This is a genomic window from Shinella curvata, assembly GCF_022899935.1.
Classification (GTDB): domain Bacteria; phylum Pseudomonadota; class Alphaproteobacteria; order Rhizobiales; family Rhizobiaceae; genus Shinella; species Shinella curvata.
Genome location: NZ_JALJCJ010000009.1, coordinates 1 through 19,970 on the forward strand (window position 1 = coordinate 1; position 19,970 = coordinate 19,970).

General features: G+C 57.8%; 20 protein-coding genes. 6 read left to right on the plus strand and 14 right to left on the minus strand.

Annotation, left to right across the window (positions count from 1 at the left end):
* Positions 1–72: 72 nt before the first annotated feature.
* From MUU55_RS26210 to MUU55_RS26230, 5 genes are all read right to left on the minus strand, one after another.
* A complete protein-coding gene (locus MUU55_RS26210) occupies positions 73–1,188 on the minus strand; it encodes a HEPN/Toprim-associated domain-containing protein (protein ID WP_244763731.1) in 1,116 nt (371 codons plus the stop codon).
* A gap of 3 nt (positions 1,189–1,191) precedes the next feature.
* Entirely contained in the window at positions 1,192–2,142 is a 951-nt protein-coding gene (locus MUU55_RS26215; protein ID WP_244763732.1) for a nucleotidyl transferase AbiEii/AbiGii toxin family protein, read from the minus strand.
* Positions 2,132–2,977, minus strand: a complete 846-nt coding sequence (locus tag MUU55_RS26220; protein WP_244763733.1) for a type IV toxin-antitoxin system AbiEi family antitoxin domain-containing protein — start codon at positions 2,975–2,977, stop codon at positions 2,132–2,134. Before MUU55_RS26220 ends, MUU55_RS26215 begins: the two co-directional genes overlap by 11 nt.
* A gap of 156 nt (positions 2,978–3,133) precedes the next feature.
* Positions 3,134–5,869: a UvrD-helicase domain-containing protein gene (locus MUU55_RS26225; protein ID WP_244763734.1), complete on the minus strand. Its 2,736-nt coding sequence runs from the start codon at positions 5,867–5,869 to the stop codon at positions 3,134–3,136.
* Positions 5,870–5,893: 24 nt separating this feature from the next.
* Positions 5,894–7,282: a hypothetical protein gene (locus MUU55_RS26230; RefSeq protein ID WP_244763735.1), complete on the minus strand. Its 1,389-nt coding sequence runs from the start codon at positions 7,280–7,282 to the stop codon at positions 5,894–5,896.
* 206 nt (positions 7,283–7,488) lie between these two features.
* On the opposite strand from MUU55_RS26230, the gene MUU55_RS26235 reads away from it, so the two are divergent.
* Genes MUU55_RS26235 through MUU55_RS26245 form a run of 3 tightly spaced genes read left to right on the plus strand, consistent with a single transcriptional unit; the run spans position 7,489 to position 9,567 of the window.
* A complete protein-coding gene (locus MUU55_RS26235) occupies positions 7,489–8,460 on the plus strand; it encodes a 3'-5' exonuclease (protein WP_244763736.1) in 972 nt (323 codons plus the stop codon).
* Positions 8,461–8,476: 16 nt separating this feature from the next.
* Positions 8,477–9,298: a DUF429 domain-containing protein gene (locus MUU55_RS26240; protein ID WP_244763737.1), complete on the plus strand. Its 822-nt coding sequence runs from the start codon at positions 8,477–8,479 to the stop codon at positions 9,296–9,298.
* Positions 9,295–9,567: a hypothetical protein gene (locus MUU55_RS26245; RefSeq protein ID WP_244763738.1), complete on the plus strand. Its 273-nt coding sequence runs from the start codon at positions 9,295–9,297 to the stop codon at positions 9,565–9,567. Before MUU55_RS26240 ends, MUU55_RS26245 begins: the two co-directional genes overlap by 4 nt.
* A gap of 214 nt (positions 9,568–9,781) precedes the next feature.
* Here MUU55_RS26245 and MUU55_RS26250 read toward each other — a convergent pair whose 3' ends face one another.
* Positions 9,782–10,657 carry an AraC family transcriptional regulator gene (locus MUU55_RS26250; RefSeq protein ID WP_244763739.1) on the minus strand — a complete coding sequence of 292 codons (876 nt, stop codon included), beginning with the start codon at positions 10,655–10,657 and terminating at the stop codon, positions 9,782–9,784.
* A gap of 163 nt (positions 10,658–10,820) precedes the next feature.
* On the opposite strand from MUU55_RS26250, the gene MUU55_RS26255 reads away from it, so the two are divergent.
* From MUU55_RS26255 to MUU55_RS26265, 3 genes are all read left to right on the plus strand, one after another.
* Complete coding sequence (locus tag MUU55_RS26255) at positions 10,821–11,552, plus strand: SDR family oxidoreductase (RefSeq protein WP_244763740.1); 732 nt, start codon at positions 10,821–10,823, stop codon at positions 11,550–11,552.
* A gap of 375 nt (positions 11,553–11,927) precedes the next feature.
* Complete coding sequence (locus MUU55_RS26260) at positions 11,928–12,182, plus strand: FitA-like ribbon-helix-helix domain-containing protein (RefSeq protein WP_244763741.1); 255 nt, start codon at positions 11,928–11,930, stop codon at positions 12,180–12,182.
* Positions 12,179–12,598, plus strand: a complete 420-nt coding sequence (locus MUU55_RS26265) for a type II toxin-antitoxin system VapC family toxin (protein WP_244763742.1) — start codon at positions 12,179–12,181, stop codon at positions 12,596–12,598. The genes MUU55_RS26260 and MUU55_RS26265 overlap by 4 nt, the downstream gene beginning before the upstream one ends.
* 107 nt (positions 12,599–12,705) lie before the next feature.
* On the opposite strand, the gene MUU55_RS26270 is transcribed toward MUU55_RS26265, so the two are convergent.
* From MUU55_RS26270 to MUU55_RS26305, 8 genes are all read right to left on the minus strand, one after another.
* Positions 12,706–13,581, minus strand: a complete 876-nt coding sequence (locus MUU55_RS26270; protein WP_244763743.1) for a transglutaminase family protein — start codon at positions 13,579–13,581, stop codon at positions 12,706–12,708.
* An 85-nt stretch (positions 13,582–13,666) separates the two neighbouring features.
* Positions 13,667–14,767 carry an extracellular catalytic domain type 1 short-chain-length polyhydroxyalkanoate depolymerase gene (locus tag MUU55_RS26275; protein ID WP_244763744.1) on the minus strand — a complete coding sequence of 367 codons (1,101 nt, stop codon included), beginning with the start codon at positions 14,765–14,767 and terminating at the stop codon, positions 13,667–13,669.
* Between the two features lie 112 nt (positions 14,768–14,879).
* Positions 14,880–15,917: a fatty acid desaturase gene (locus tag MUU55_RS26280; RefSeq protein ID WP_244763745.1), complete on the minus strand. Its 1,038-nt coding sequence runs from the start codon at positions 15,915–15,917 to the stop codon at positions 14,880–14,882.
* On the minus strand, positions 15,914–16,117 hold the full coding sequence (locus tag MUU55_RS29420; RefSeq protein ID WP_425314236.1) for a DUF4167 domain-containing protein: 204 nt from the start codon (positions 16,115–16,117) through the stop codon (positions 15,914–15,916). The genes MUU55_RS26280 and MUU55_RS29420 overlap by 4 nt, the downstream gene beginning before the upstream one ends.
* Positions 16,041–16,364: a hypothetical protein gene (locus tag MUU55_RS26290; RefSeq protein WP_244763896.1), complete on the minus strand. Its 324-nt coding sequence runs from the start codon at positions 16,362–16,364 to the stop codon at positions 16,041–16,043. Before MUU55_RS26290 ends, MUU55_RS29420 begins: the two co-directional genes overlap by 77 nt.
* A 139-nt stretch (positions 16,365–16,503) precedes the next feature.
* The gene (katE, locus tag MUU55_RS26295; protein WP_244763746.1) at positions 16,504–18,651 is read right to left on the minus strand and encodes a catalase; all 2,148 of its coding nucleotides are present in this window, start codon (positions 18,649–18,651) and stop codon (positions 16,504–16,506) included.
* Between the two features lie 88 nt (positions 18,652–18,739).
* The gene (locus tag MUU55_RS26300) at positions 18,740–19,276 is read right to left on the minus strand and encodes a YciE/YciF ferroxidase family protein (RefSeq protein WP_244763747.1); all 537 of its coding nucleotides are present in this window, start codon (positions 19,274–19,276) and stop codon (positions 18,740–18,742) included.
* A gap of 68 nt (positions 19,277–19,344) precedes the next feature.
* The gene (locus tag MUU55_RS26305) at positions 19,345–19,947 is read right to left on the minus strand and encodes a general stress protein (protein ID WP_244763748.1); all 603 of its coding nucleotides are present in this window, start codon (positions 19,945–19,947) and stop codon (positions 19,345–19,347) included.
* Positions 19,948–19,970 lie beyond the last annotated feature (23 nt).

The following is a 19,970-nucleotide window of genomic DNA, read 5'->3' on the forward strand; positions in this document are numbered from 1 at the left end:
CCCACCCCGCCATTTGGCGTATCAAAAACCACCGAGGCTCTAATCGCAGCCGGATGAAAATTCAGTGGCAGGTCAATTGCTCCAGATCACCTGCGCCGGCGGATAGCCGGGAAGATTGAGGTCGAGATAGCATTCAATCGCCGCGGCGCGGCCATTGATGTCGCAGTTGCTGAGCCCCTCCGGGCCAAGTGCCGGAAAGCTCCGCAGTTCCTCAACATTCGGCAAAACCATGCTGCGCAGGTTCGCCGGCATATTCAGATCCTTGAGCTTGCGGTACGCATCCACCCCTTCCGCATCGTTGTCGAGAAGGAACAGCACCTGGTTCTGGATGTCGATCCGCACCAGTCCCTCGGCAAACCGGACCAGATTGCCGGTGCCCCAAAAGTGATGCCGCTCATCGCCGTCAATAAAGCGGAAGAAATCCGCGATGTCGGGCCGAAGGAGGTCGAGCGCACGACGCAGGATCCGAGCATCCGACGCACCTCCAGTCGCGACCAAGATCGTCTGCTTTCGGTCCGCGCCGGCGACAAAGTCCCCCCGTGCGGCCCAACCTGCATTCACGATATCGCCGAACTGCCATATCACCTCCGCCTCCGCATTCCGCGGATCCTGAGCGAAGATTAAGAGCATCGAAGCAGCGCTCAGGATGCAGATTTTTGACGACAGGTAGCTCGCCTCGGACCAATAGGAATTGGAGTTCTCGGTCCAGGGGACACGGGCAAATCTCTCCGCAAGGACGGCAAAGCGCCCTTGCGAAACGATGTCGCGGTCGTCGGTCTCGTACTCCACATACTCCTGCGCAAGGCTTGTCAGGGGGAAGTGGTTGGCAAGAGCGCAGAATTCCTCGAAGGCTAAGTGCTCTGGCCTCCGTCCGTTCGCGACCATCCCTGAAATGTCTGCCGACTCGGCCGCGAGAGCCTCGTACTCCGACTTGGCGGTCTTCAGGGTGTGGCCGAGAATCTGCAGTCTCGGAACGACCCGCGACAGCGGGCGAACGAAGGAAAGCTCGCTCTCAGCGAGCTCGTCTTCCTCCTCAGGGTGATCGGCATAGTAGTCGTAGTCTATGCCGGTGCATGGCCGACGCGCCAAATCCTGGCTTTGAAAAAAGTAGCCGTAATCGTGCCCCATATTGTTTTTGGCATAGTCGAGGCAGACGCCACCCACCGTCAGTTCAATCGAAGTGCCCATAGGTCAGGTCTTGTCGCCTCCGGAATCCTTGTGAGTCTCCGAGGTAATCTCCTCGATCTCCCGCCGCTGCTCGGCGTGTTTCGTAGGGTTTTGCTCCTTCAACTTCTGCAAATTTAGGAGCTTCCAGCGGACGGCCGGCAGCTCCGCGGCTTTTGGCAGCCCGATAGCTTCAAAATCCGGTTCGCCGTCGTGGAGCGACAGCAGGAAGCGCATCGCATTGTCGTCCAGCTTTGCGAGAATATCCGCCGTCATCCGGCTTCTCGCGGCTTTCAGGTCGTCGAGGCCGACGGGCTCGATCGTCATCCCCTCGAATTCCTTCACGAAGGCCTCGTCGAGGTCTGCAAGCGACGGACGCACAAGCTCGTGCGGCGGGCGTCCGGAGCTGGCGACGTAAATCAGGAATGTCCGGAACAGGGCGTCGGTCAGGCCCTCGTTTTCGTAGAGCAGCTTTACGTCGAACAGATCACGCGGATGCTGACGGTCTACCGCCGCATGGAGCTTTCCGCCAAACAGGTCCTCGAACGAAACGACCTGCATTTCGGCGAAGCCGAATTTGTCCTCTACGGCCGCGCTCACGCGTCGGCGTTCAGGTGGATGGACAGTTCCGCGCGCAACGGGAGATGTCTCGACCTTGATTTCGGCAATGCCCTGCCGGACGAGGAGCCGGGTATCGTTGTTACCGCCGCCGACGATCCTCTGGACGTTCACGCCGCGCAGGTTGCCCATCAAGTCTTCACGGATGTGCTCCAGTGTCGTGTCGATATTTTTCAGCGTCGTTTCGCGATCCTCGATCGGCAGATAGGTCAAGTCGATATCGACCGAGAGCCGCGGCATGTCGCGATAGAAGAGGTTGATCGCCGTTCCACCCTTCAGGGCGAAGGCCCCGTGGCGGGCGATGAATGGAAGGGTCCGCACCAAGAGGTCGACTTGGCGCATGTATTGGTCACGGGCCATAGGGGGCCTCCTTTGGCATCAAGTCATTCGGGACTGTGATGCGATAGATGGGGTGCAGCCGGCCGCCCGGTGTCAGCGCTCGGTCGCCCTTGCCGAGATCGACGGAGGAGACGTCGATGTGCCGGCGCCAGGCATGATTGTGCTTGTCAGCAAACGCGAAGAAAAGGCGCTTGGTTTTGACGCTTCGGCACAGGGTAAGGAGCGTCGTCAATAATCTCGGGCGCAGATTGGCAAGGCTCTCGAACGCCACGTCCACCTTATGGAAGCTTTCGCCCTTCGGAACTTCGTCTATCATTTCGAGGATCGCGCGTTCGGGTGAGGACATCGGCATTGGCCAGCGCCATGGGCTTTGTGCCAGCTCGGGATCATCGTCGTTGGAAAGGTCAAAATCCGCGTCATCGATGCCGGTCGCCCCTTCGCCGAACAGAACGTTACTCCTGGTCTTCACATCAGCGTCCGTCCGCAGCTTCGATAGCCATGTCGGAATATCGGATCCGTAGAGATAGAGGACAAATTCGCTGCCGAACGAGAGGTAATGAGCATGTCCCCGCAATGTGAGGGAGCTCGCCCCGCCGACATGGAACTCATGCCGCATGAGCCAGACGGCTGAGAGCAGGGGTATCTTCCAGCCCCGGACAGCTTCTGGATTGGTATCGGAGGAGAATGGGCGGCGGTACACACCAGACATGACCGGCTCGAGCCAGCCCCGCTTGAGATAGCCTGACACGGATTGTCGCGAGATGGCATGGCGGGCCATCCATCTCGAGTCCACCAGGAAGCCGGGCGGGACTTGCTGGAGAAGGTGCTTTAACTTTGTCTCTGATTGTCCATTCATGTTTGACCTTATGCCACAAAATTAAAGCAGGCGCGAACGAAACTTTATAAGAAGGTCAATTTGTCAATTCTGAATTGACTATCTGCGCCAATTTAAAAGTGACGTGCGCGGTTCGATGCTCCCTCGGCGTAATGGACTCGCATCGCCTTAAACGGTTCAGCGCAACTGTGCGGTGTGCTCGCATTCTGGATACTGATTGCACCCCAGAAACCGACTGTTGCCGCGACCATTCCTTTCGACCAACTGGCCAACCCGGCATTTGGGACATTGATGCAGGGGATCGCCATCGATTGATTCAAATCGCAGATCGTCGCCGGCAATGTCGGAAAGTTCGCGGATATACCGTGAAGGCTCCCGGCTATTTGTAAGCAAGAACACGCCGCGGCTTGCCCGAGTCAATGCGACATAGAAAAGGCGACGCTCTTCGGCAAACTCGAAGGTTTCTGGTCGTGGCATGACCAGATTGAGAAGTTCGTCGTCCTCGATCCGGCTCGGCACACCGTAATCGCCTTCGCTGACATCGAGCAGGATTATGTAGTCGGCCTCGAGCCCTTTGGCGCGATGGAACGACAGTCCCGAAACCTCGATATGTTCAAACTTTGGGGGTGCTCCCCTGAACGGATCGAGCTGATTATAGCGCCACAGCACCATAACCTTGAGCTTTCCGCGTTCATCGCTCTTCCACTGCCCTGAAATCCCGCCGAGGAACGTATCGAGACGTCGCAATAACTGGTGACACGCCTTGCTAAAATCCGGGTTGCTTCCTTCACCACTGATCGGAATGACCCTTATCGAGCGTGGAATGGCCGCTCTCGTTGACCGCACCGACTTCTTCAGCTGAGCGGCATTGCGCTGCACAAAGTTGGCGGCCGTCTCCGCGATCAACTGGTTGCAACGGTACGTCTGCTCCAGGCGCCCTTGCCAGCTTGCGCCGAAATTCGCCTCGAACTGCGTGAAGATGGTGATGTCCGAACCAGCAAAGCGATAGATCGACTGCCAGTCGTCACCAACGGCAAAGATTTTGGTGAACGGCTTCTGATGTTTCAGCGCCTTGATCAGGTTCGCGCGGGGCTCCGAGATATCCTGGAACTCATCGACAAGGATCAGGGAGTAGGGGCTCTGATACTTGCCCGTCTCAACGAATTGCGTGGCGTTGGCGATCATCGAGTCGAAATCGATGCGTTTGGCCTGGTCGAGCCTCCGTGAATAGGATTGCGTGATCTTCCAGATCGCCTGCGCAAATTCTCGGGCGCGGGTCTGGTCATGGAGCGATTTGGCACGTTCAAGCAGCATGTCGAGCGTCAGATGGCTGGCGCGGATGTGCTTGATGCAGACTGCAACCAGCTTGTGATAATGCTTGATGACCACAGGCTCGAGAGCCTTGACGATTGCCGTGTAGCTCTTTTGTTCGAGCGGAATGCCTCGTTTCGTGATTTCTGCCTGCAGGACTGTGAGCAGCGATCCGTCGCGCGCTTGCGCTGATGTTGTCTGGAATACGTCGATGCCGGCGTTGCGGTAGGCGGTCATCTTCTGTTCGGCATGGGTGATGTAGTTGTCGAACGGGGAGGAACCATCCGCATTGATGGCGAGGTGCTCATGGATGGTGTTGCTGGCAGGGTAGTGGAAGTCCGGATGCACATGCCGGATCCCACCATTGTCCTCTTCAATGGGGATCTGACGCTCGTATTCGAATTCGACGGAGTACAGCCAGAGCCAGTTGACGATCGTCTGTTCCTGAAGCGATTTCACATAGATGCCAGCCATCGTGCCAACAGTTGCATTGCCCTTCCGACGGCGTGCAGAGAGGTAGCGGTCGTAGTCTGCCTTGGAATCAAACGTCTCTGCCGGAATATCCGCCTTGGGATGAAGGACGAGGAGGTTGACCCACAGCCGGGCGAATTCCGGATCCGATCGCAGCAGCTCGTCAATGATCTGTTCGATGACCTTCGCCTCGCCGGCGGGATGCTCCACCCAGTCGGCTAGCTGTGGCGGGCGACCTTCGACTTCTTCGATAATGCCGCGACCAAGCGCATGAAACGTAGTCACCTTGCTTTCCAGATCGCTCGGATCGACCGTCAGCTGCCGCGCAATTCGCTCCTTCAGCTCGTCGGCTGCGCTCTTGTTGAAAGCGAGCACGAGGATCTCTTCCGGGCGGCAAAGCTGCTTGTCGAGGACGTAGGCGACCTTGCCGACCATGGTGGCGGACTTGCCCGATCCGGCAGAGGCAACGAGAAGATTGTTGTCTTCCAGCCGAATGCAGGCTTCGCGCTGCTGATCGGACAAGGACCGGCCGTCCAGATCATCGAAGAACGATTGGTATCTCGCCAGCTCGGCCGAGACAAACGCATCGTTATATCTGTCGCGGACAGCCGGATCGGTAATGAAGGCGAGCGATCGTGGAAGCGTCGCTTTCAAGGTAGCCGTCATCAACTCCGGATCAAACAGCGGGTGCGAAAGCGCGATTGCGGCTTCGCCATCTACACTGGCAATAGCCCGTGCAAGGTCGGCATGGGCGAGATATTGGCGTTGTCCCTCCACGATAGCCATCAGTTTCGTATCCACGGCGTTCAGATGCTCGGGATCAGAGCCGATCAGCTCGAAAAGGTGGCTATTGATGAAACTGTAGAGATCGGCCGCCAGCCGCGTTGCTGCCTCTTCTCCAAGGCAGGACAGCCTGTAGACCTTGTTGCGAGACCGGACTTCGACCGAATGCCATAGCAGCGTCTTGCCAACGGAAATGGCTGCAATATCCAGGCAAGCAAGGTTATCGGCGCCGATTTGATTAATTTGTACGGTCGCCAGTGAGGATAGGCGCAACGTCAGCTTCCATTTTCCCTGCGGAAGGAAGCGCGCAAAGAAACCAGGCCGGTATGTTCGAACACGATCAGACATCAGGGTTAAGCTCTACCAGAACGTTCAGTCCGGAAGCCATGCGGAATTGATCCAATGTTGTTCGTACCGTTTCGCGAATTCCGTCATCTCCCGGACGTTGGCCCGAGGAGTCAGGCAGGCTCTGGCGCAGGTGGTGATCACGTCGCGGTAAAACGCAGGCGAAACCGGCCGGATGCCTTCGTAGTTTAGAAGCAGGTCGGGAAGTCGTTCCGTGATCGCATCGCCTCGAGAGGCCATGACAATGGTCGGCGGTGTGCTATGCGCGTTGATCAAGGCGTATCTCCAGCTCGGATCAGCCTGTCCTTGAGCCGGAACGAGTTCGCAGGGGCAGGCATCGCCGCCTCCGGAAATCTCATGATAGATCGCCTCGATGGCTTGGGCTTTCCTGGCGATCAGAACATAAGGTCCTGCGGGCGCATAGCCGCCCATCCGCTCATCGTACTCGATCCCCAGTAGATGCCGCAGGTCGTAGTGGGTCGATTTGTCGAGAGTTGCACGTTCCGAGGTAAACCACTGAAGTTGGCGCAGGGTGATTCCGGCCGCGGCTGCAATCTCTTTCGGTGGATTGGGCCAGCAAGCTACCAGATGCTTGGCGATTTCAGCGGTATTGTCGTGCTCTTCGTAGGCTGGGAATTCGTCATCGTCGTCATCGGTATCCTCCGACCGGTCCTCTCCCAGGAGCAGCCAAGTCCTACGACCATGGCCGTTATGGCTAAAATGACGCGGCTGGTCGGGCGGGAGCGCCGTCTCCCAGGATGACAGCCATGAACCCGCTTCCCATTCCAGATTTTCGAGGCGAACAGATGGCGGTTGGCGCATCGGCAAGTTCAGCCATTGCGCGATGCTGTGTTCCAGTTTTCGATTGCTCAGGCCACGAGGACTGCGGCTCGCTCGCCAATCATGATCTGCATGTGCATCCAGACAAAGCGCTTCCACGGATGCGGCCAGCGACAAATCGACCGGGTCGTGCCGTCGCGACAGCCATCGGGAGGCGTCATGAGCCGAGCGTAGCGATGCGGGAACCGCCTTATCCTTGGCGTCGACAACCTCAAGGCGGACGCCGATCCTGGCTAGATCCGCCACCAATTCTGGATCTGCCTGTGCCACATAGCGGTTGACGCGAAGAACATCCGGCATGCCACGCAACCCCTCCGCTTCTTTCCAAGCCGTCAGCAGGACCTTTCTCAACGATTTGCGCTGGATGATAGTGGAGAATGTCAGCCAGCGGATCGGCAGCCCAGCGACGGTGACGCCGTAGAGCATGATAGGATCCAGCCCGCGCTGCTTGGCATCGGCCAGCCTTATGGGATCGCGGACAACCACAATGCCGTATTGAGGATGGTGAAACAGAGACTTGGCGATCGAAACGTAGAAATGATGTTCCCGGCTCGGCTGGTGCGTCTGATCGTTCATGGATGCTCTCAAAATGATCAAATCAACGCCGGCATCCTACGATTTCGATGCTCAAGGCCAAAGTAATTCCTTGCTTGAAATGGCGGTTGCGTGTGCATTCTTGGCACTACGCTTGAGGCGCACTGGTAGAGCGGGGGTGGTCATTGCTCGCACGGATGCCAATACGTATTGTGCGCTCGACGACGCTGCAATCGGATTGGACTGGAATGGCCTCGCAACTCGACTTCTTCGCAGCTCCTGTTACGCCGACCGCAGCCCGAGACGCCCGACCGTCGGTTACAGCGAACGACATTGGAGGCACTGATGATGAAGCCATGGCCCATCATCTGGAAGCGACCGGCAATTATCGCATCTTGCGCAAACTTCAGCCGCGTCCGATCGTCGATTGGCCTCGTCCGGAATTTCCGCGCCGGGGCATCATTCTCGATACCGAGACCACAGGATTGAACCACAGCACCGACGAAATCATCGAAATTGGCGTGATTGCCTTCACCTTCAACGACGAGGGAGCGCTTGGCGACGTGACGGGTGTCTATGGCGGACTTCAGCAGCCGACGATCACGATCCCGGCCGACATTACTCTCCTCACTGGGATCACAGATGACATGGTCGCGGGACACGTTATCGACGCCGCTCGACTGAACGCCTTGATCGAGCCAGCCGATCTCGTCATCGCCCACAACGCCGGTTTCGACCGTCCATTCTGCGAGGCATTTTCGCCGATCTTCGTCCACAAGGCGTGGGCTTGTTCTGTTTCGGAAGTTGACTGGTCCGCGCGCGGCTTCGAGGGCAGCAAGCTCGGCTATCTGATCGGCCAATCCGGATATTTCCATGACGGCCACCGTGCGGTCGATGATTGTTTCGCCCTTCTGGAGGTCCTTGGGCAGGTCCGGCCTGGCGCAACCAGCGCGCCGTTCGCTGAACTTTATCAGGTCAGCCAGCGGTCGCGGGTTCGCATTTATGCCGAAAACAGCCCCTTCGACATGAAGGATCACCTGAAAGCGCGGGGTTACCGCTGGTCGGACGGTTCCGACGGCCGCCCGAAGTCTTGGTGGATTGAGCTTCCCGAAGAGACATTGGAGGAGGAGCTGCACTTTCTGCGCACGGAAATTTATCGATGGGATGCTGATCCGCCGGTCAAATATCTGACCGCATTCGATCGCTTCAGGGCTGCCTGAATGGCCGGGAGAGGCTATGACGACCATTCTGGGTATTGACGCGGCCTGGACCGCGAGTCAGCCGAGCGGCGTCGCTCTGATTTCCTCCACGTCTAGCAATTGGCGCCTTATCTTTGCTGGATCGTCCTATCGTTATCTTTTGGATTACGGCAAAGCGGATCTCATCTCGAATTCACGCCCTTTTGGCTGCGTCGCCGAACCCACCGCTCTGCTCGCTGCTGCGGAGAGGATAGCTGAAACTCCGGTCGATCTTGTTGCCGTGGATATGCCCCTTTCTCTTGAGCCAATCACCACGAGGCGCGTTTCGGATAATCTGGTTTCGGCGGCTTACGGCGCCCGTCATTGCAGTACGCACACTCCGAGCGCGATTAGGCCCGGGAAGATCAGTGACGATCTGAAAGCTGGCTTCGGGCGTTGCGGATATCGTTTGCTGACGAAGGAAGTTGGCGCGCCGGGCCTTATGGAAGTCTACCCGCATCCGGCCTTGGTTGAATTGATGAGCGCCGAAAGGCGGCTGCCTTACAAGCAGGGCAAGGTCCGCAATTACTGGCCATCGGAAACCCCTGCCGGCCGACGTATCAAACTCTTCGAAACTTGGCTGTCCATCATCAATGCGCTGGAACAGGAAATCGCCGGCGTCTCTGAGATCTTACTGCTGCCTTCCGCTGAGGCTCCGGCATGGCAGCTGAAAGCGTTTGAGGACATGCTTGACGCGGTCATCTGCGCCTGGATTGGGATATGTGTCTACGAAGGAACCGCCATACCGTTCGGCGATGACAGCTCTGCGATCTGGATTCCTCAATCTGGACTCTTGTCATCGCGGTGGGGCCGGCCATGATCGGATTTCTGAGGCAGTGGATTGAAAATCGCCGGATTATACGCCGCCGTTGGCAGGAGGACGCTAGGCGGCTTGCCGCCGCGGACCCAGTCAACGCCTATTACGAGGCGCAGCGAAGAGCCGCGCGCAGTCGCGCGCGAGGGCATGCCAACGAATACTGGCATTGGGCTAAGGTCGCCAGCGAAGTCGCTCGAATTGAGTCGTGTGCCGAAATGGACTTCGAGGTCGTCAAGGCGATCGCCGATCAGGAAAACGCTGATCGGCGCTGAATACGTGGGTGGCGCTTCACGGGCAGTAAGTCATCGAGTGTTTTCAAGTGCTTGATGAGTTTAACAGATGGGACATTGGTTCGATTCCTTTCAAGGCGAAGACGCTGGCAAGGCATCTTGATCGAGCCATCTCCGGGTCACTCGTAACGACGGCTTTGCGCCAGAAGTGGACATAGCTACCGCTGCAAATGGCGCGGTGGTGTGCGACAACGCATCAGTTCTGCCGGAGGCTTTTGACATCGCGGGCTGGAGGTATACCGAACATCCTAGTGTATTCACGGGTGAACTGCGAGAGGCTCTGGTAGCCTACCGTAAGAGCGACAACGCTCACGTTTCCAGGGGATGCGAACAGCATCCGGCGGCCTTCGTAAAGCCGGATGTGCTTCTGATACTGGAGCGCCGAGAGACCGACGCTGGCTTTGAAAGCCCGATGAAACGCGGAAACACTCATTCCTGCCATCTTTGCGAGCTGTTCGGCTCGGAACGGCGCGGTGTAGTTTTTTCTGATCCAGGCAAGGACCGCTCTGATCCGGGAGAAGCGGCTATCAACGCTCGCCACCTGTCGAAGGATCGCTCCTTGCGGGCCGAGAAGCAGTCTGAACAGGATTTCGCGTTCCAACATCGGAGCCATCACGCCGATCTCATGGGGCCTGTCTGCCAGATGTAGCAATCGGGTCCAAGCATTGAGCAGGTCTTCACTCGCGCGATAGACGTTAAAGGTACGCGTCTGATTCATCTCAACCTGTTCACCCGCGTCCTTCATTAGCTCCGCAACTGCCGCACTTTTGAATGTCAAACTCAGAGCAAGGTAAGGCGCAGACGGACTAGCCTGAACCACTTCCCCGACAACAGGAAGCTCCACGGATGCGATGAACGTGTCCCCCGGCCCGTACTCCAAAACCTCGCTGCCAATCGAGAGCCGTTTCCTCCCCTGCAGGATCAGGCTAACCAAGGGCTGGTATATCTCCGGAAAAAGTTCGGTGGGCTCACGAACGTTGAGGATGTCCACGCGCGGGACGGCCGTTTGAGTGACAGCGCCTGTGGACCTCTCCAGCGCGAAGTTCTTCAGGTTTTCCAAGGTCTGGCTCATAAATCGTCCATCGCACGATGAGGTTGGCAGATCAACTCGGAAAGCTGGATTGTGCAAATAACAGGTCGGATCGGACACGCGAAAAGGTCGTTGTCGGTCTAATCCTTGTGAATGCCGGACCCATATCGGGGACCCTGCGTTGCAGCGAATAAGGATGCTTCGAATGGAATTGAAAGACGCAATCGTCATGATCACGGGAGCTTCGTCCGGTATAGGCGAGGCCACAGCACGCGCGGCTTCTGCGGCCGGAGCGAAGCTTGTCCTGCTAGCCCGTCGAAAGGACCGTCTCGCTTCACTCGCCGAAGAACTCGGGAACGCGCTAGCAATCGAATGCGATGTCACAAGGCCTGAACGGGTGGAAGCCGCAGTTCGAATTGCGGTCGAGGAGTTTGGCCATATAGACGTTCTCGTCAACAATGCGGGACAAGGGCTCCACGCTGACATCGGCGATATCGCCGCGGATGACTTCCGGGCATTGCTCGACCTGAACACGGTCGCACCGCTGGTCACGATGCAAGCCGTCATCCCAGGGATGCGTGAACGTGGTCGCGGAAGCATCATCAACGTGAGTTCTGGCGCAACGCTTGCGGTCTATGCAGGCTCGGCGGCGTACACGAGCTCGAAAGCAGCGCTCAACATGCTCTCAAGTGTAGCTCGCCTGGAGCTAGCCGACCTCGGCATCCTAGTCTCCACGATCCATCCCTCGATCACCAGCACGGAGTTTTACGGTTCGGTAAGGTCTGGCGTCGGTAAGGCGAAAACGCAGGAAATGCAAACCCGGTCGATAGCTCACTCCCCCGATCTCGTGGCCAATGCGATCATCTCACTTGTTCGCAGCGGCGAGGCCGAACGAGACCTCGTCCCTGAATTATACGGTGGGACTTTCAAAGGCTAAGCCGTAAGGGCAAATAGCGGCTTCGGCCCGCGCCAGTTGCCGATGATGGGCCACGATCAGACGGAATGACCGCTAAGGGCCAATGGCGGAAGTCGGCGAGGCATCGGTTCGTCCGCGTTTGTTGACCTTTTTCGGTAAGCGGACCGTATGGAGACGGTGCCATATCAGCCGTTCCGCAGAGGGCAGGCCGCCGCACGCCGCTGAGAAATTTCAGTGCGTTAGGTCTAGTCAAACCAGTGGGGCGAGCGTTCGAATCCATTCAAGAGCGGGACATCTTACAGGTCGGATGCCCACCTCGTTAATGAGTGGCTTGCAGTTTTGCAGCGCCCTGTATATTTTGATATCAAAGAAATCACTTGTTTGGAGGTGATATCAATGCCCGCGGTAACCATTCGAAACCTCTCTGACGAAACACATCGTGCTCTGCGGGTGCGAGCCGCTCATCATGGTCGGAGCACCGAAGCTGAAATCCGTGACATTCTCGAGGCCGCTGTTCGTCCTCATGAACGAGTTAAGCTTGGCTCGTTGCTGACCGCTATTGGTCGAGACGCCGAGCTTTCCGAAAGCGACATTGAAGCCCTGCAGAAAAGTCGCGATAAGACACCAGCTGAACCGATGACCTTTGAATGATCTTGCTGGACACCAATCTTATATCCGAACCTTGGAAGCCAGTTCCTGATCAGGCAGTGATCGCTTGGTTGGACGACCAAGCTATCGAAACGCTGTTCCTCTCGGCAATAACGATTGCTGAACTTCGTTTCGGTATCGCTGCTATGCCCTCAGGGAAACGGCAAACCATCCTTCGCGACCGCCTTGAGGACGAAGTGCTGCCCCACTTTTCCGAGCGGATCGTGTCCTTTGACCTCGCTGCTTCTCAGTCTTATTCCGAACTGATGGCGCGCGCTCGAATAGCTGGGAAAGCGATCGGCACGGCTGATGGTTACATTGCAGCCACCGCGGCAGCAAACGGCCTCGCGATTGCAACTCGCGACACAAGCCCTTTTGAGGCTGCTGGGCTCAAAGTGATTAATCCTTGGTCCAGATAATCAGAGAATGTATTTAGGTGTCGTGAGTTCGCATCTCATCAAGGTGTAAGAACTCGGAAGCGCTAGCATTGAGTGCTCCAATTTGCTCAGGCCTGAAGCCAACTGGCTTAGGTCGAGCCGATTGCTTTGACTTCTACGGCCACGTCCATTGACGGGAAGGCATCCGTCGCGCCGTTGAAACTACCTGAAACCGGAACCGCCTGGGCGATGTCGCGGCTCACAGCTACCGGGATCAGGTTAGCGCCGCCCACACTGCGGTTTGTAGGATCGAATGTGATCCAGCCAGCGCCCGGAACGAAGACTTCTGCCCAGGCGTGCGTTGATCCTTGGTCCGTCGACCCGGTGAGCGAACTGTCCGGATTGAACAGATAGCCTGAGACGATCCGGGCGCCAAAGCCCAGGCTGCGCGCCGTTTCGGCGAATAACACAGCGAAGTCCCTACAGGAGCCCCAACCCCGATCAAGAGTGATTAGCGGCGCCTGCGTGCCTTGCTCTTCCCGACTTTGGTAAGAGATACAGGAAGTAATACCAAGGCTGATATCCTTGAGGAGAGACAGCGTATCCGTCGGTCTTCCGGCGACGAAGCCGCGCGCCCATGTCTCAAGCCGCTGCTGGACATCGTCATACTGCTGAACGGTTAGCGCGCCGAGGTCAGTCCAATCGTTGTCGGGGTAGAGGAAAGGATAGTTTATTGCCGACGCCGCAACGTCGAAGACGGGCCATGCAGACGCCGTCAGATCCACAGTCGCCGAGCTCTCAACAACAAGGCTGTCACTGCGGGTTTGGAATGTCGCTGAAGCGATCGTGTTGCCGAATACGTCGTTCGACCAGTTCAGCACAGCCTCGGGGAAAATGGAAATCTCATGGCTCAGCAGCCTGAGCTCGCGTCCTTCACGTGGCCTGAGCATAAGGCGGTGCGGCGACAGCGACACGGTCTCTCGAAAGCTGTAGGTCGTACGATGATGAATGTTGAGCACCGGCATGGAAACGGACCCTAAAAGCTGATGGGGAGGCCGCTGCCCCTGAGGGCAGGGCAAAGGCCTAACTTCCGCGCGCCGCACCGGCTCCTCAACGCATCAGTCCGGCAGCCCGAAGAGCGTCGTTGATCGCCTTGCCGATGCCTTGTTCGTCTCGACCTCCCGCTTTTCGAACCAAGCCTGGTTTTGCATACGCCATTGCCTTGGCAATGACAGCTTCAATGCCTGAGGGCGCGGCGGTGTGCTGCGGGCTGGGCTCGTATGCGCCTTCGGCAATGGCGACATCAGCATCATCGGCAAGCCCCCAACCCCTGGCGATACGCGCGGTCGAGGAGATGCCTGCCTCCAGCATGAACGGCCCGGAATTTCCCAGTGGAGTTTCAGCCGAAAATGACAAAGGAACACCATGGGCCATGCCCTTGATAAGATAGACTTCGATGACCTGTTTGCCGCTTTCGTCGAGCCAGACCTTCCGAGTATGGCCATTGATGGACTCGATCACATCCGGCGTGTCGGAGATATGGGACACGCCAGCCCACTGATGGACGATCTGCGCGGCATTGACCGCCTTAACCGTGTGATCGTGTGTTCCATGCCACACTGAGATGCGTGGGCAGGACCCCGAGCCAGATGCTGCGGTCCTCAATGCCGACTGCATCTGGCTGACGCTCGGGGCCTTTTGACCCCGCATCCGTTCGAAAGCCTGGGCCACCCCTGAGGCCGTGCCATAAGGCAGCCCGCCGATGATTGCTCCACCCGCAAACAATTCGGGATATGTCGCCAGCATGACGTTCGCCATCGCACCTCCGGCCGACAGCCCAGTAACAAAGATTTTGCCAGTATCCATGCCGTGTGACTCGACCACATGTGCGATCATTTGCCGGATCGAAAGAGCTTCGCCCGCGTTACGCCGGATATCGTCAGGCTCAAACCAGTTGAAACATAGGTTGGCGTTGTTGGCGCGCTGTTGCTCCGGGAAGAGGACCGCAAATCCCTTCTCTTCCGCCAGCTTCGACCAACCTGACCCGTGATCATACGTGGCTGCGTTCTGCGTGCATCCGTGCAGGACGACCACAAGCGGCGTATTGGGAGCGAAAATGGTCGGCAGATAAAGCCAGCACTTCAGCATGCCGGGGTTCGAACCGAAGTTCTTCAGCTCGATCAGCTCGCGTGCGTTCCTGCGTTGCGTCACATCCGTCTCCTTTGCCCAAATTGGGCTCTAGCACTACAAATGGTTACGAATGCTGCGCTGCACAAATTTATTTACGAGAATTTTTGGTCGGACAAGTTTTCGAAACACACGACTATGCTTTTGATGCGACACCAGCGGCTTCACGAAACGAAATCAGCCTCCGGCTTCTTTCGTCCCACAGGACCAGCTTCACGCATTGGAGGCTCTGCCAAAGGGTAATCCTGCCTAACTCCCCGAGCTCGGGATGGTTTCGAAGGACATCTGGCAAGCGATAATAGGGGACTTTGCTGGAGAGATGATGCACGTGGTGAATGCCAATGTTGCCGGTCAGCCAACGCAGCGGACGCGGCAGATCATAATGCGATGCACCGTGCAGAGCGGCTTTTGGAAACTGCCATTCCGGCTTTTTCGACCAGTGTGTCTCCTCGAATTGATGCTGCACATAAAAAAGCCAAACGCCGATCGATCCTGCCAGGAGAACAATCGGGAGGTGGACAAGAAGGAAAGAGACCGGGCCGATCGCCCAGACCAGAAGCGCAGCGATCCCCATCACCGCAGCGTTCGTAGCCATGGTCGACATCCAAGGAAGTAAGCCGTCGCGCATCATTCCGACCGGCAGGCGTTGCTGGAACAGGAACAGCCAGGCCGGACCGATGCCGAACATGACGAGGGGATGCCGGTAGAGGCGGTATCGAAGCCGTCCCCACCACGACCGTTCGAAGTATTCGGTTACGGTCAAAGTGGTGATGTCACCAACGCCGCGCTCATCGAGATTTCCCGCCGAGGCGTGGTGGCTGGCGTGCGCTCTGCGCCAGTAGTCGTAAGGGGTCAGGGTGAGAACACCGAGAACACGTCCTGTCCAATCGTCCAAGCGCCTGCGAGCAAAGAAGGAGCCATGGCCGCAGTCGTGCTGGATCATGAACAGCCGCAACAGAAACCCCGCCGCCGGAACGATCAGGATCAATCCTGCCCAGATGCCGTAATGAACCGCCAACCACGTCAGTGTCCAGAAGGCGGCAAAAGGTAGAGCTGTAACTGCCAGCTCGAAGATGCTGCGGCCGGCATGCGGCGTGCGATATTGGGCAAGGATCTTCAACCAGGCCTTTTCGTCTGCAATCTCAGGGTTGGGAATACTTGATATTGCGTTCATTGTTGCTGGCCAGCCTTCTGCAGAGCTGCTGCCCGATAGAAATGCTCAGCGTGCTGATAGAGGTTTTCTGCCTGGACGCGATCGCCGGTTTGGGCAGCTTCGCGGGCCAGAACGATATATTGCTCATACCGCCTCGTCAGGTTCTGCCAATTCGGCGTCGCGGCAGCCGCCGCGCTGGCAGGTGATGGCCTTTTGGTCAAAGAGCGGGCGTTTTGGCGTGGTGGATTCAGAAGAACAATTCAAGCCGCTATCAGGCTTGCTCCATGAACGATGTGATTTCAGGAATAATCGATCGTGACTTCTGCTGGCCTGCAGGCCAGTAACGTTGCGTTTGGCTCTGCGTCGCAGTCCAGCTCGTATGAGCCTGCATTGCGGTTGTTTGATGTCGCAACCGGTGAATGGTTGTAGCGATGCTTCGCAGATTATCGTCGCCAGCCACCAATCCATGCGTGGCGAATGCGCTTCCGCACCGCTCGATAGCAGCAATGAACACGCGTCCGTCCGCTGGCGACGTTGCGTCGAGATACTTTCCTAGAGGCATGCGTGCATCGAGGGAGTGGCGCGGTACGACACCGCGCCCTCCATATTATTTGCTCGGCGGCGATGCCTTGCCCAGTTTGAAGGACGGCTCGCGCCCCCAGACGCGCAATTTGCCGAGTTCGACGACAAAGGCGGAAAGACCGTCTTCTCCGGGCAGCGCCAGAACACCCTCATCGAGCGCATCTGCAATGCCGGCCTTTTCGAGCAGCGGCAATGCTGACTGGTCATAACCGATGAACTTGCAATGCTGGAACGCGTCGGCCACAAAATCGCGAGCCGCAGCTTCGTTGACAAGATCGTCCATTGCAGCGGCCGAGGTCAACAAGGCGACCGCGTCGAACAGGACCGAAGGGCCGCCATCGATCATGTGATGCGCTTCGATCAGCGTGCCGTCGGATGCCTCCACGCCGCCGACCTTGGGGGCGATCAGCTCGACCACACCCTTCTCCTTGACTATAGCATCCGTCAGACCTTTCAGAAGCTTCGCATCGACGCCGTCGGTCACAAGGATGCCGAGCTTGCGTCCTTCGAACTTCTTTGGTCCGCGCCCGGCGATGCTGAGCGCAGGCGATGGCTCAAGATCGTGGCGGGTCGGCATAGCTGCATCGGCAGGCTTTGGCATCGTTTTCATACCAAGTTTCTGGGCGACAGTCGTGGCCAGCGTCTCATCGATATTGAGGAGATGGGACACCATGCGCTCCCGGATCGCCGGCATCTCGACCTTGCTCAGTTCGAAGGTCAGCGCGGATGCGATATGACGCTGCTCGGCACCAGTCTGGCTGATGTAGAACTGCCGGGCCTGGCTGTAATGGTCGGCAAAGCTTTCAGGGCGCAACCGTGCCTTGGTCCCCTGCTCTTCGGCGGGAAAGTGGCGGTAGCCGCGCGTCGGTGACTCGCGCGGGCCTTCGCCATGCGAGTTCGGTTGATAATTCGTGCGGCCAACCGGATTGCGCATCGCCATGTGGCCGTCCTGCTGAAAATTGTGCATGGGACACTTCGGAGCATTGATCGGCAAATGGGTGAAGTTCGGACCGCCGAGACGCTTCAGCTGTGTATCGAGGTAGGAGAAATTCCGACCCTGCAGCAGCGGGTCGTTGGAGAAGTCGATGCCCGGCGGCACGTTCTGGGTCATGAATGCGACCTGCTCGGTTTCGGCAAAAAAGTTGTCCGGCATGCGATCGAGCACCAGGCGGCCGATTGGCTGAGGTTTGAGGATCTCTTCGGGAATGATCTTGGTCGGATCCAGCACGTCGAAGTCGAAACTGTCTGCGAACGCCTGGTCGAAGAGCTGGACCTGCAGTTCCCACTCCGGGAAATTGCCGGACTGGATCGCATGCCACAGATCGCGGCGATGAAAATCCGGATCGGCGCCGTTGATCTTAACCGCCTCATTCCAGGCAACCGATTGGAGGCCAAGCTTCGGCTTCCAATGGAACTTGACGAAGGTCGACTCGTCCTTGGCGTTGACGAAGCGGAAGGTGTGGACGCCAAAGCCCTCCATGAAGCGAAGCGAGCGCGGTATCGTCCGGTCCGACATGATCCACATGATCATGTTCATGCTTTCCGGCGTCAGGCTGATGAAGTCCCAGAAATTGTCATGGGCGGTCTGTGCCTGCGGGAAGGCGCGATCCGGCTCCTGCTTGGCGGCATGGATCAGATCGGGGAATTTGATGGCGTCCTGAATGAAGAACACCGGGATGTTGTTGCCGACGACATCCCAGTTCCCTTCCTGGGTATAGATCTTGACCGCGAAACCACGAACGTCGCGGGCGAGATCAGCCGAGCCCTTGTTGCCGGCAACCGTCGAAAATCGCACGAAGGCGGGCGTCTTCTCTCCCGCACGCTGAAGAAAATCGGCACGCGTGTATTTCGCGAAGGATTCATAGGTCTCGAAGTAACCGTGAGCACCATAACCCCGGGCGTGCACCACGCGTTCGGGAATGCGCTCATGGTCGAAATGGAACATTTTTTCGCGGAAATGGAAGTCGTCGACGACGAGCGGCCCACGCGGCCCAATGCGAAGCGAGTTCTGGTCATCGGCAACCGGCCCTCCTTGAGCAGTTGTCATAACCGGCGTATCGCCTTCTGCAAATTGATGAAGCTCACCGCCGGCGCCGCGCTGGAGCGTCTGGTCGTGGATGGTAGCAGTCGCGAGTTTGGAAGGGTGCGACGCTTGGGCGGTTTTCTTGGCCATGTGTGGCTCCTGTGAATAGAAAAGGTCGGCAGACCCGAAAAGCAAAAAGGCCGCCTTGGAGGGCGGCCTGATGAAGATCAGTTCAAGCTTAGCTGGCTTTTTTCATCGAGCCCTTGGTGCTGGCAGAAGCTTCGCCCGTGCCTTTGGCATTGGCCGAACTTTCACCCAGCGCCGTCAGCTTCTGGTCTGTAGCGATTTCTTCCTGCAGGGTGGCATCCAATAGCGTAACCGCCTCCTTCATGCCGAGCTGCTTTGCCCATGACTTCAGGGTGCCGTAGCGGGCAATCTCGTAGTGCTCTACGGCCTGGGCCGACGAGATAAGACCGGCATCGAGCGCTGCGGTTCCCTTATACTCTTCCATGATCTCCTCGCCTTCAGCAAGAATGCCCTGGATGGCTTCACACGTCTTACCGCGAGCCGGCTTGCCGAGAAGTTCGAAGATCTGTTCGAGACGTTCGATCTGGCCCTGAGTTTCGTCGCGGTGCTGCAGGAAGCCAGCCTTGCCTTCTTCCGATTGGGCGGCGCGCGCCATTTTCGGCAGAGCCTTCAGGATCTGCTTTTCGGCGAAGTAGATGTCCTTGAGCGTATCAAGGAAGAGATCGTTCAATGTCTTTTCGGTGGCCATATGCGTATCCTCGTGGTTGGGAACTGGTAATAGCGAGACAACGCGCCCTTGAAAGGGCGCGCCATGGATCAAAGGGCGTTACTGCGATAGCGATTGCGTTCCTGCTCGACTTCGCTCGCCTTGTAGGGATCGCGCGTATCGTCGAAGCGGGTCCAGCCCTGCTCGGCATAGGACGTGCGACGCTCGGCCGGGTCGACCCAGTTGGAGCGTTTCAGGATTGCTTCGGCTTCGAGAACAAGAGTGTCGTCTACCTTGGCGGTTACCAGCGAGCCGCCGCGGCGCACACCTTCCGCGTAGACATGCGCATCCCCTTCAGACACGCCCGAGCTTGTCATCGCACCGATGATGCCGCCGGTGGCTCCGCCTGCTACAGCACCCGCAACCGCGCCTGCGGCAGTCGCCGCCAGCCAGCCCGCTGCGACGACCGGACCGACCCCCGGAATGGCCATTAGACCAAGGCCCGTCAACAAACCGCCGGCGCCACCGACGGCTGCACCGATCCCGGCGCCAGTGCCGGCACCTTCGGCCGCGGTCGACTTATCGGCATGGCGATTGTCGGCATTGTTGGAGACGATGCTTATGTCCTTAGACGCGACACCGGCCGATTCAAGCGCGCTGACGGCGGCACTGGCGTCCGAATAGTCGTCGAAAAGTCCTGTAACGGTTTTCATGATCAAAATGTCCTGTTGAGAGT

Bases quoted from the DNA above. Each gene is read 5' to 3' on its own strand.
- MUU55_RS26210 (WP_244763731.1), bottom strand. From the start codon at position 1,188: ATGGGCACTTCGATTGAACTGACGGTGGGTGGCGTCTGCCTCGACTAT.
- MUU55_RS26215 (WP_244763732.1), bottom strand. From the start codon at position 2,142: ATGGCCCGTGACCAATACATGCGCCAAGTCGACCTCTTGGTGCGGACC.
- MUU55_RS26220 (WP_244763733.1), bottom strand. From the start codon at position 2,977: ATGAATGGACAATCAGAGACAAAGTTAAAGCACCTTCTCCAGCAAGTC.
- MUU55_RS26225 (WP_244763734.1), bottom strand. From the start codon at position 5,869: ATGTCTGATCGTGTTCGAACATACCGGCCTGGTTTCTTTGCGCGCTTC.
- MUU55_RS26230 (WP_244763735.1), bottom strand. From the start codon at position 7,282: ATGAACGATCAGACGCACCAGCCGAGCCGGGAACATCATTTCTACGTT.
- MUU55_RS26235 (WP_244763736.1), top strand. From the start codon at position 7,489: ATGGCCTCGCAACTCGACTTCTTCGCAGCTCCTGTTACGCCGACCGCA.
- MUU55_RS26240 (WP_244763737.1), top strand. From the start codon at position 8,477: ATGACGACCATTCTGGGTATTGACGCGGCCTGGACCGCGAGTCAGCCG.
- MUU55_RS26245 (WP_244763738.1), top strand. From the start codon at position 9,295: ATGATCGGATTTCTGAGGCAGTGGATTGAAAATCGCCGGATTATACGC.
- MUU55_RS26250 (WP_244763739.1), bottom strand. From the start codon at position 10,657: ATGAGCCAGACCTTGGAAAACCTGAAGAACTTCGCGCTGGAGAGGTCC.
- MUU55_RS26255 (WP_244763740.1), top strand. From the start codon at position 10,821: ATGGAATTGAAAGACGCAATCGTCATGATCACGGGAGCTTCGTCCGGT.
- MUU55_RS26260 (WP_244763741.1), top strand. From the start codon at position 11,928: ATGCCCGCGGTAACCATTCGAAACCTCTCTGACGAAACACATCGTGCT.
- MUU55_RS26265 (WP_244763742.1), top strand. From the start codon at position 12,179: ATGATCTTGCTGGACACCAATCTTATATCCGAACCTTGGAAGCCAGTT.
- MUU55_RS26270 (WP_244763743.1), bottom strand. From the start codon at position 13,581: ATGCCGGTGCTCAACATTCATCATCGTACGACCTACAGCTTTCGAGAG.
- MUU55_RS26280 (WP_244763745.1), bottom strand. From the start codon at position 15,917: ATGAACGCAATATCAAGTATTCCCAACCCTGAGATTGCAGACGAAAAG.
- MUU55_RS26290 (WP_244763896.1), bottom strand. From the start codon at position 16,364: ATGGATTGGTGGCTGGCGACGATAATCTGCGAAGCATCGCTACAACCA.
- katE (WP_244763746.1), bottom strand. From the start codon at position 18,651: ATGGCCAAGAAAACCGCCCAAGCGTCGCACCCTTCCAAACTCGCGACT.
- MUU55_RS26300 (WP_244763747.1), bottom strand. From the start codon at position 19,276: ATGGCCACCGAAAAGACATTGAACGATCTCTTCCTTGATACGCTCAAG.
- MUU55_RS26305 (WP_244763748.1), bottom strand. From the start codon at position 19,947: ATGAAAACCGTTACAGGACTTTTCGACGACTATTCGGACGCCAGTGCC.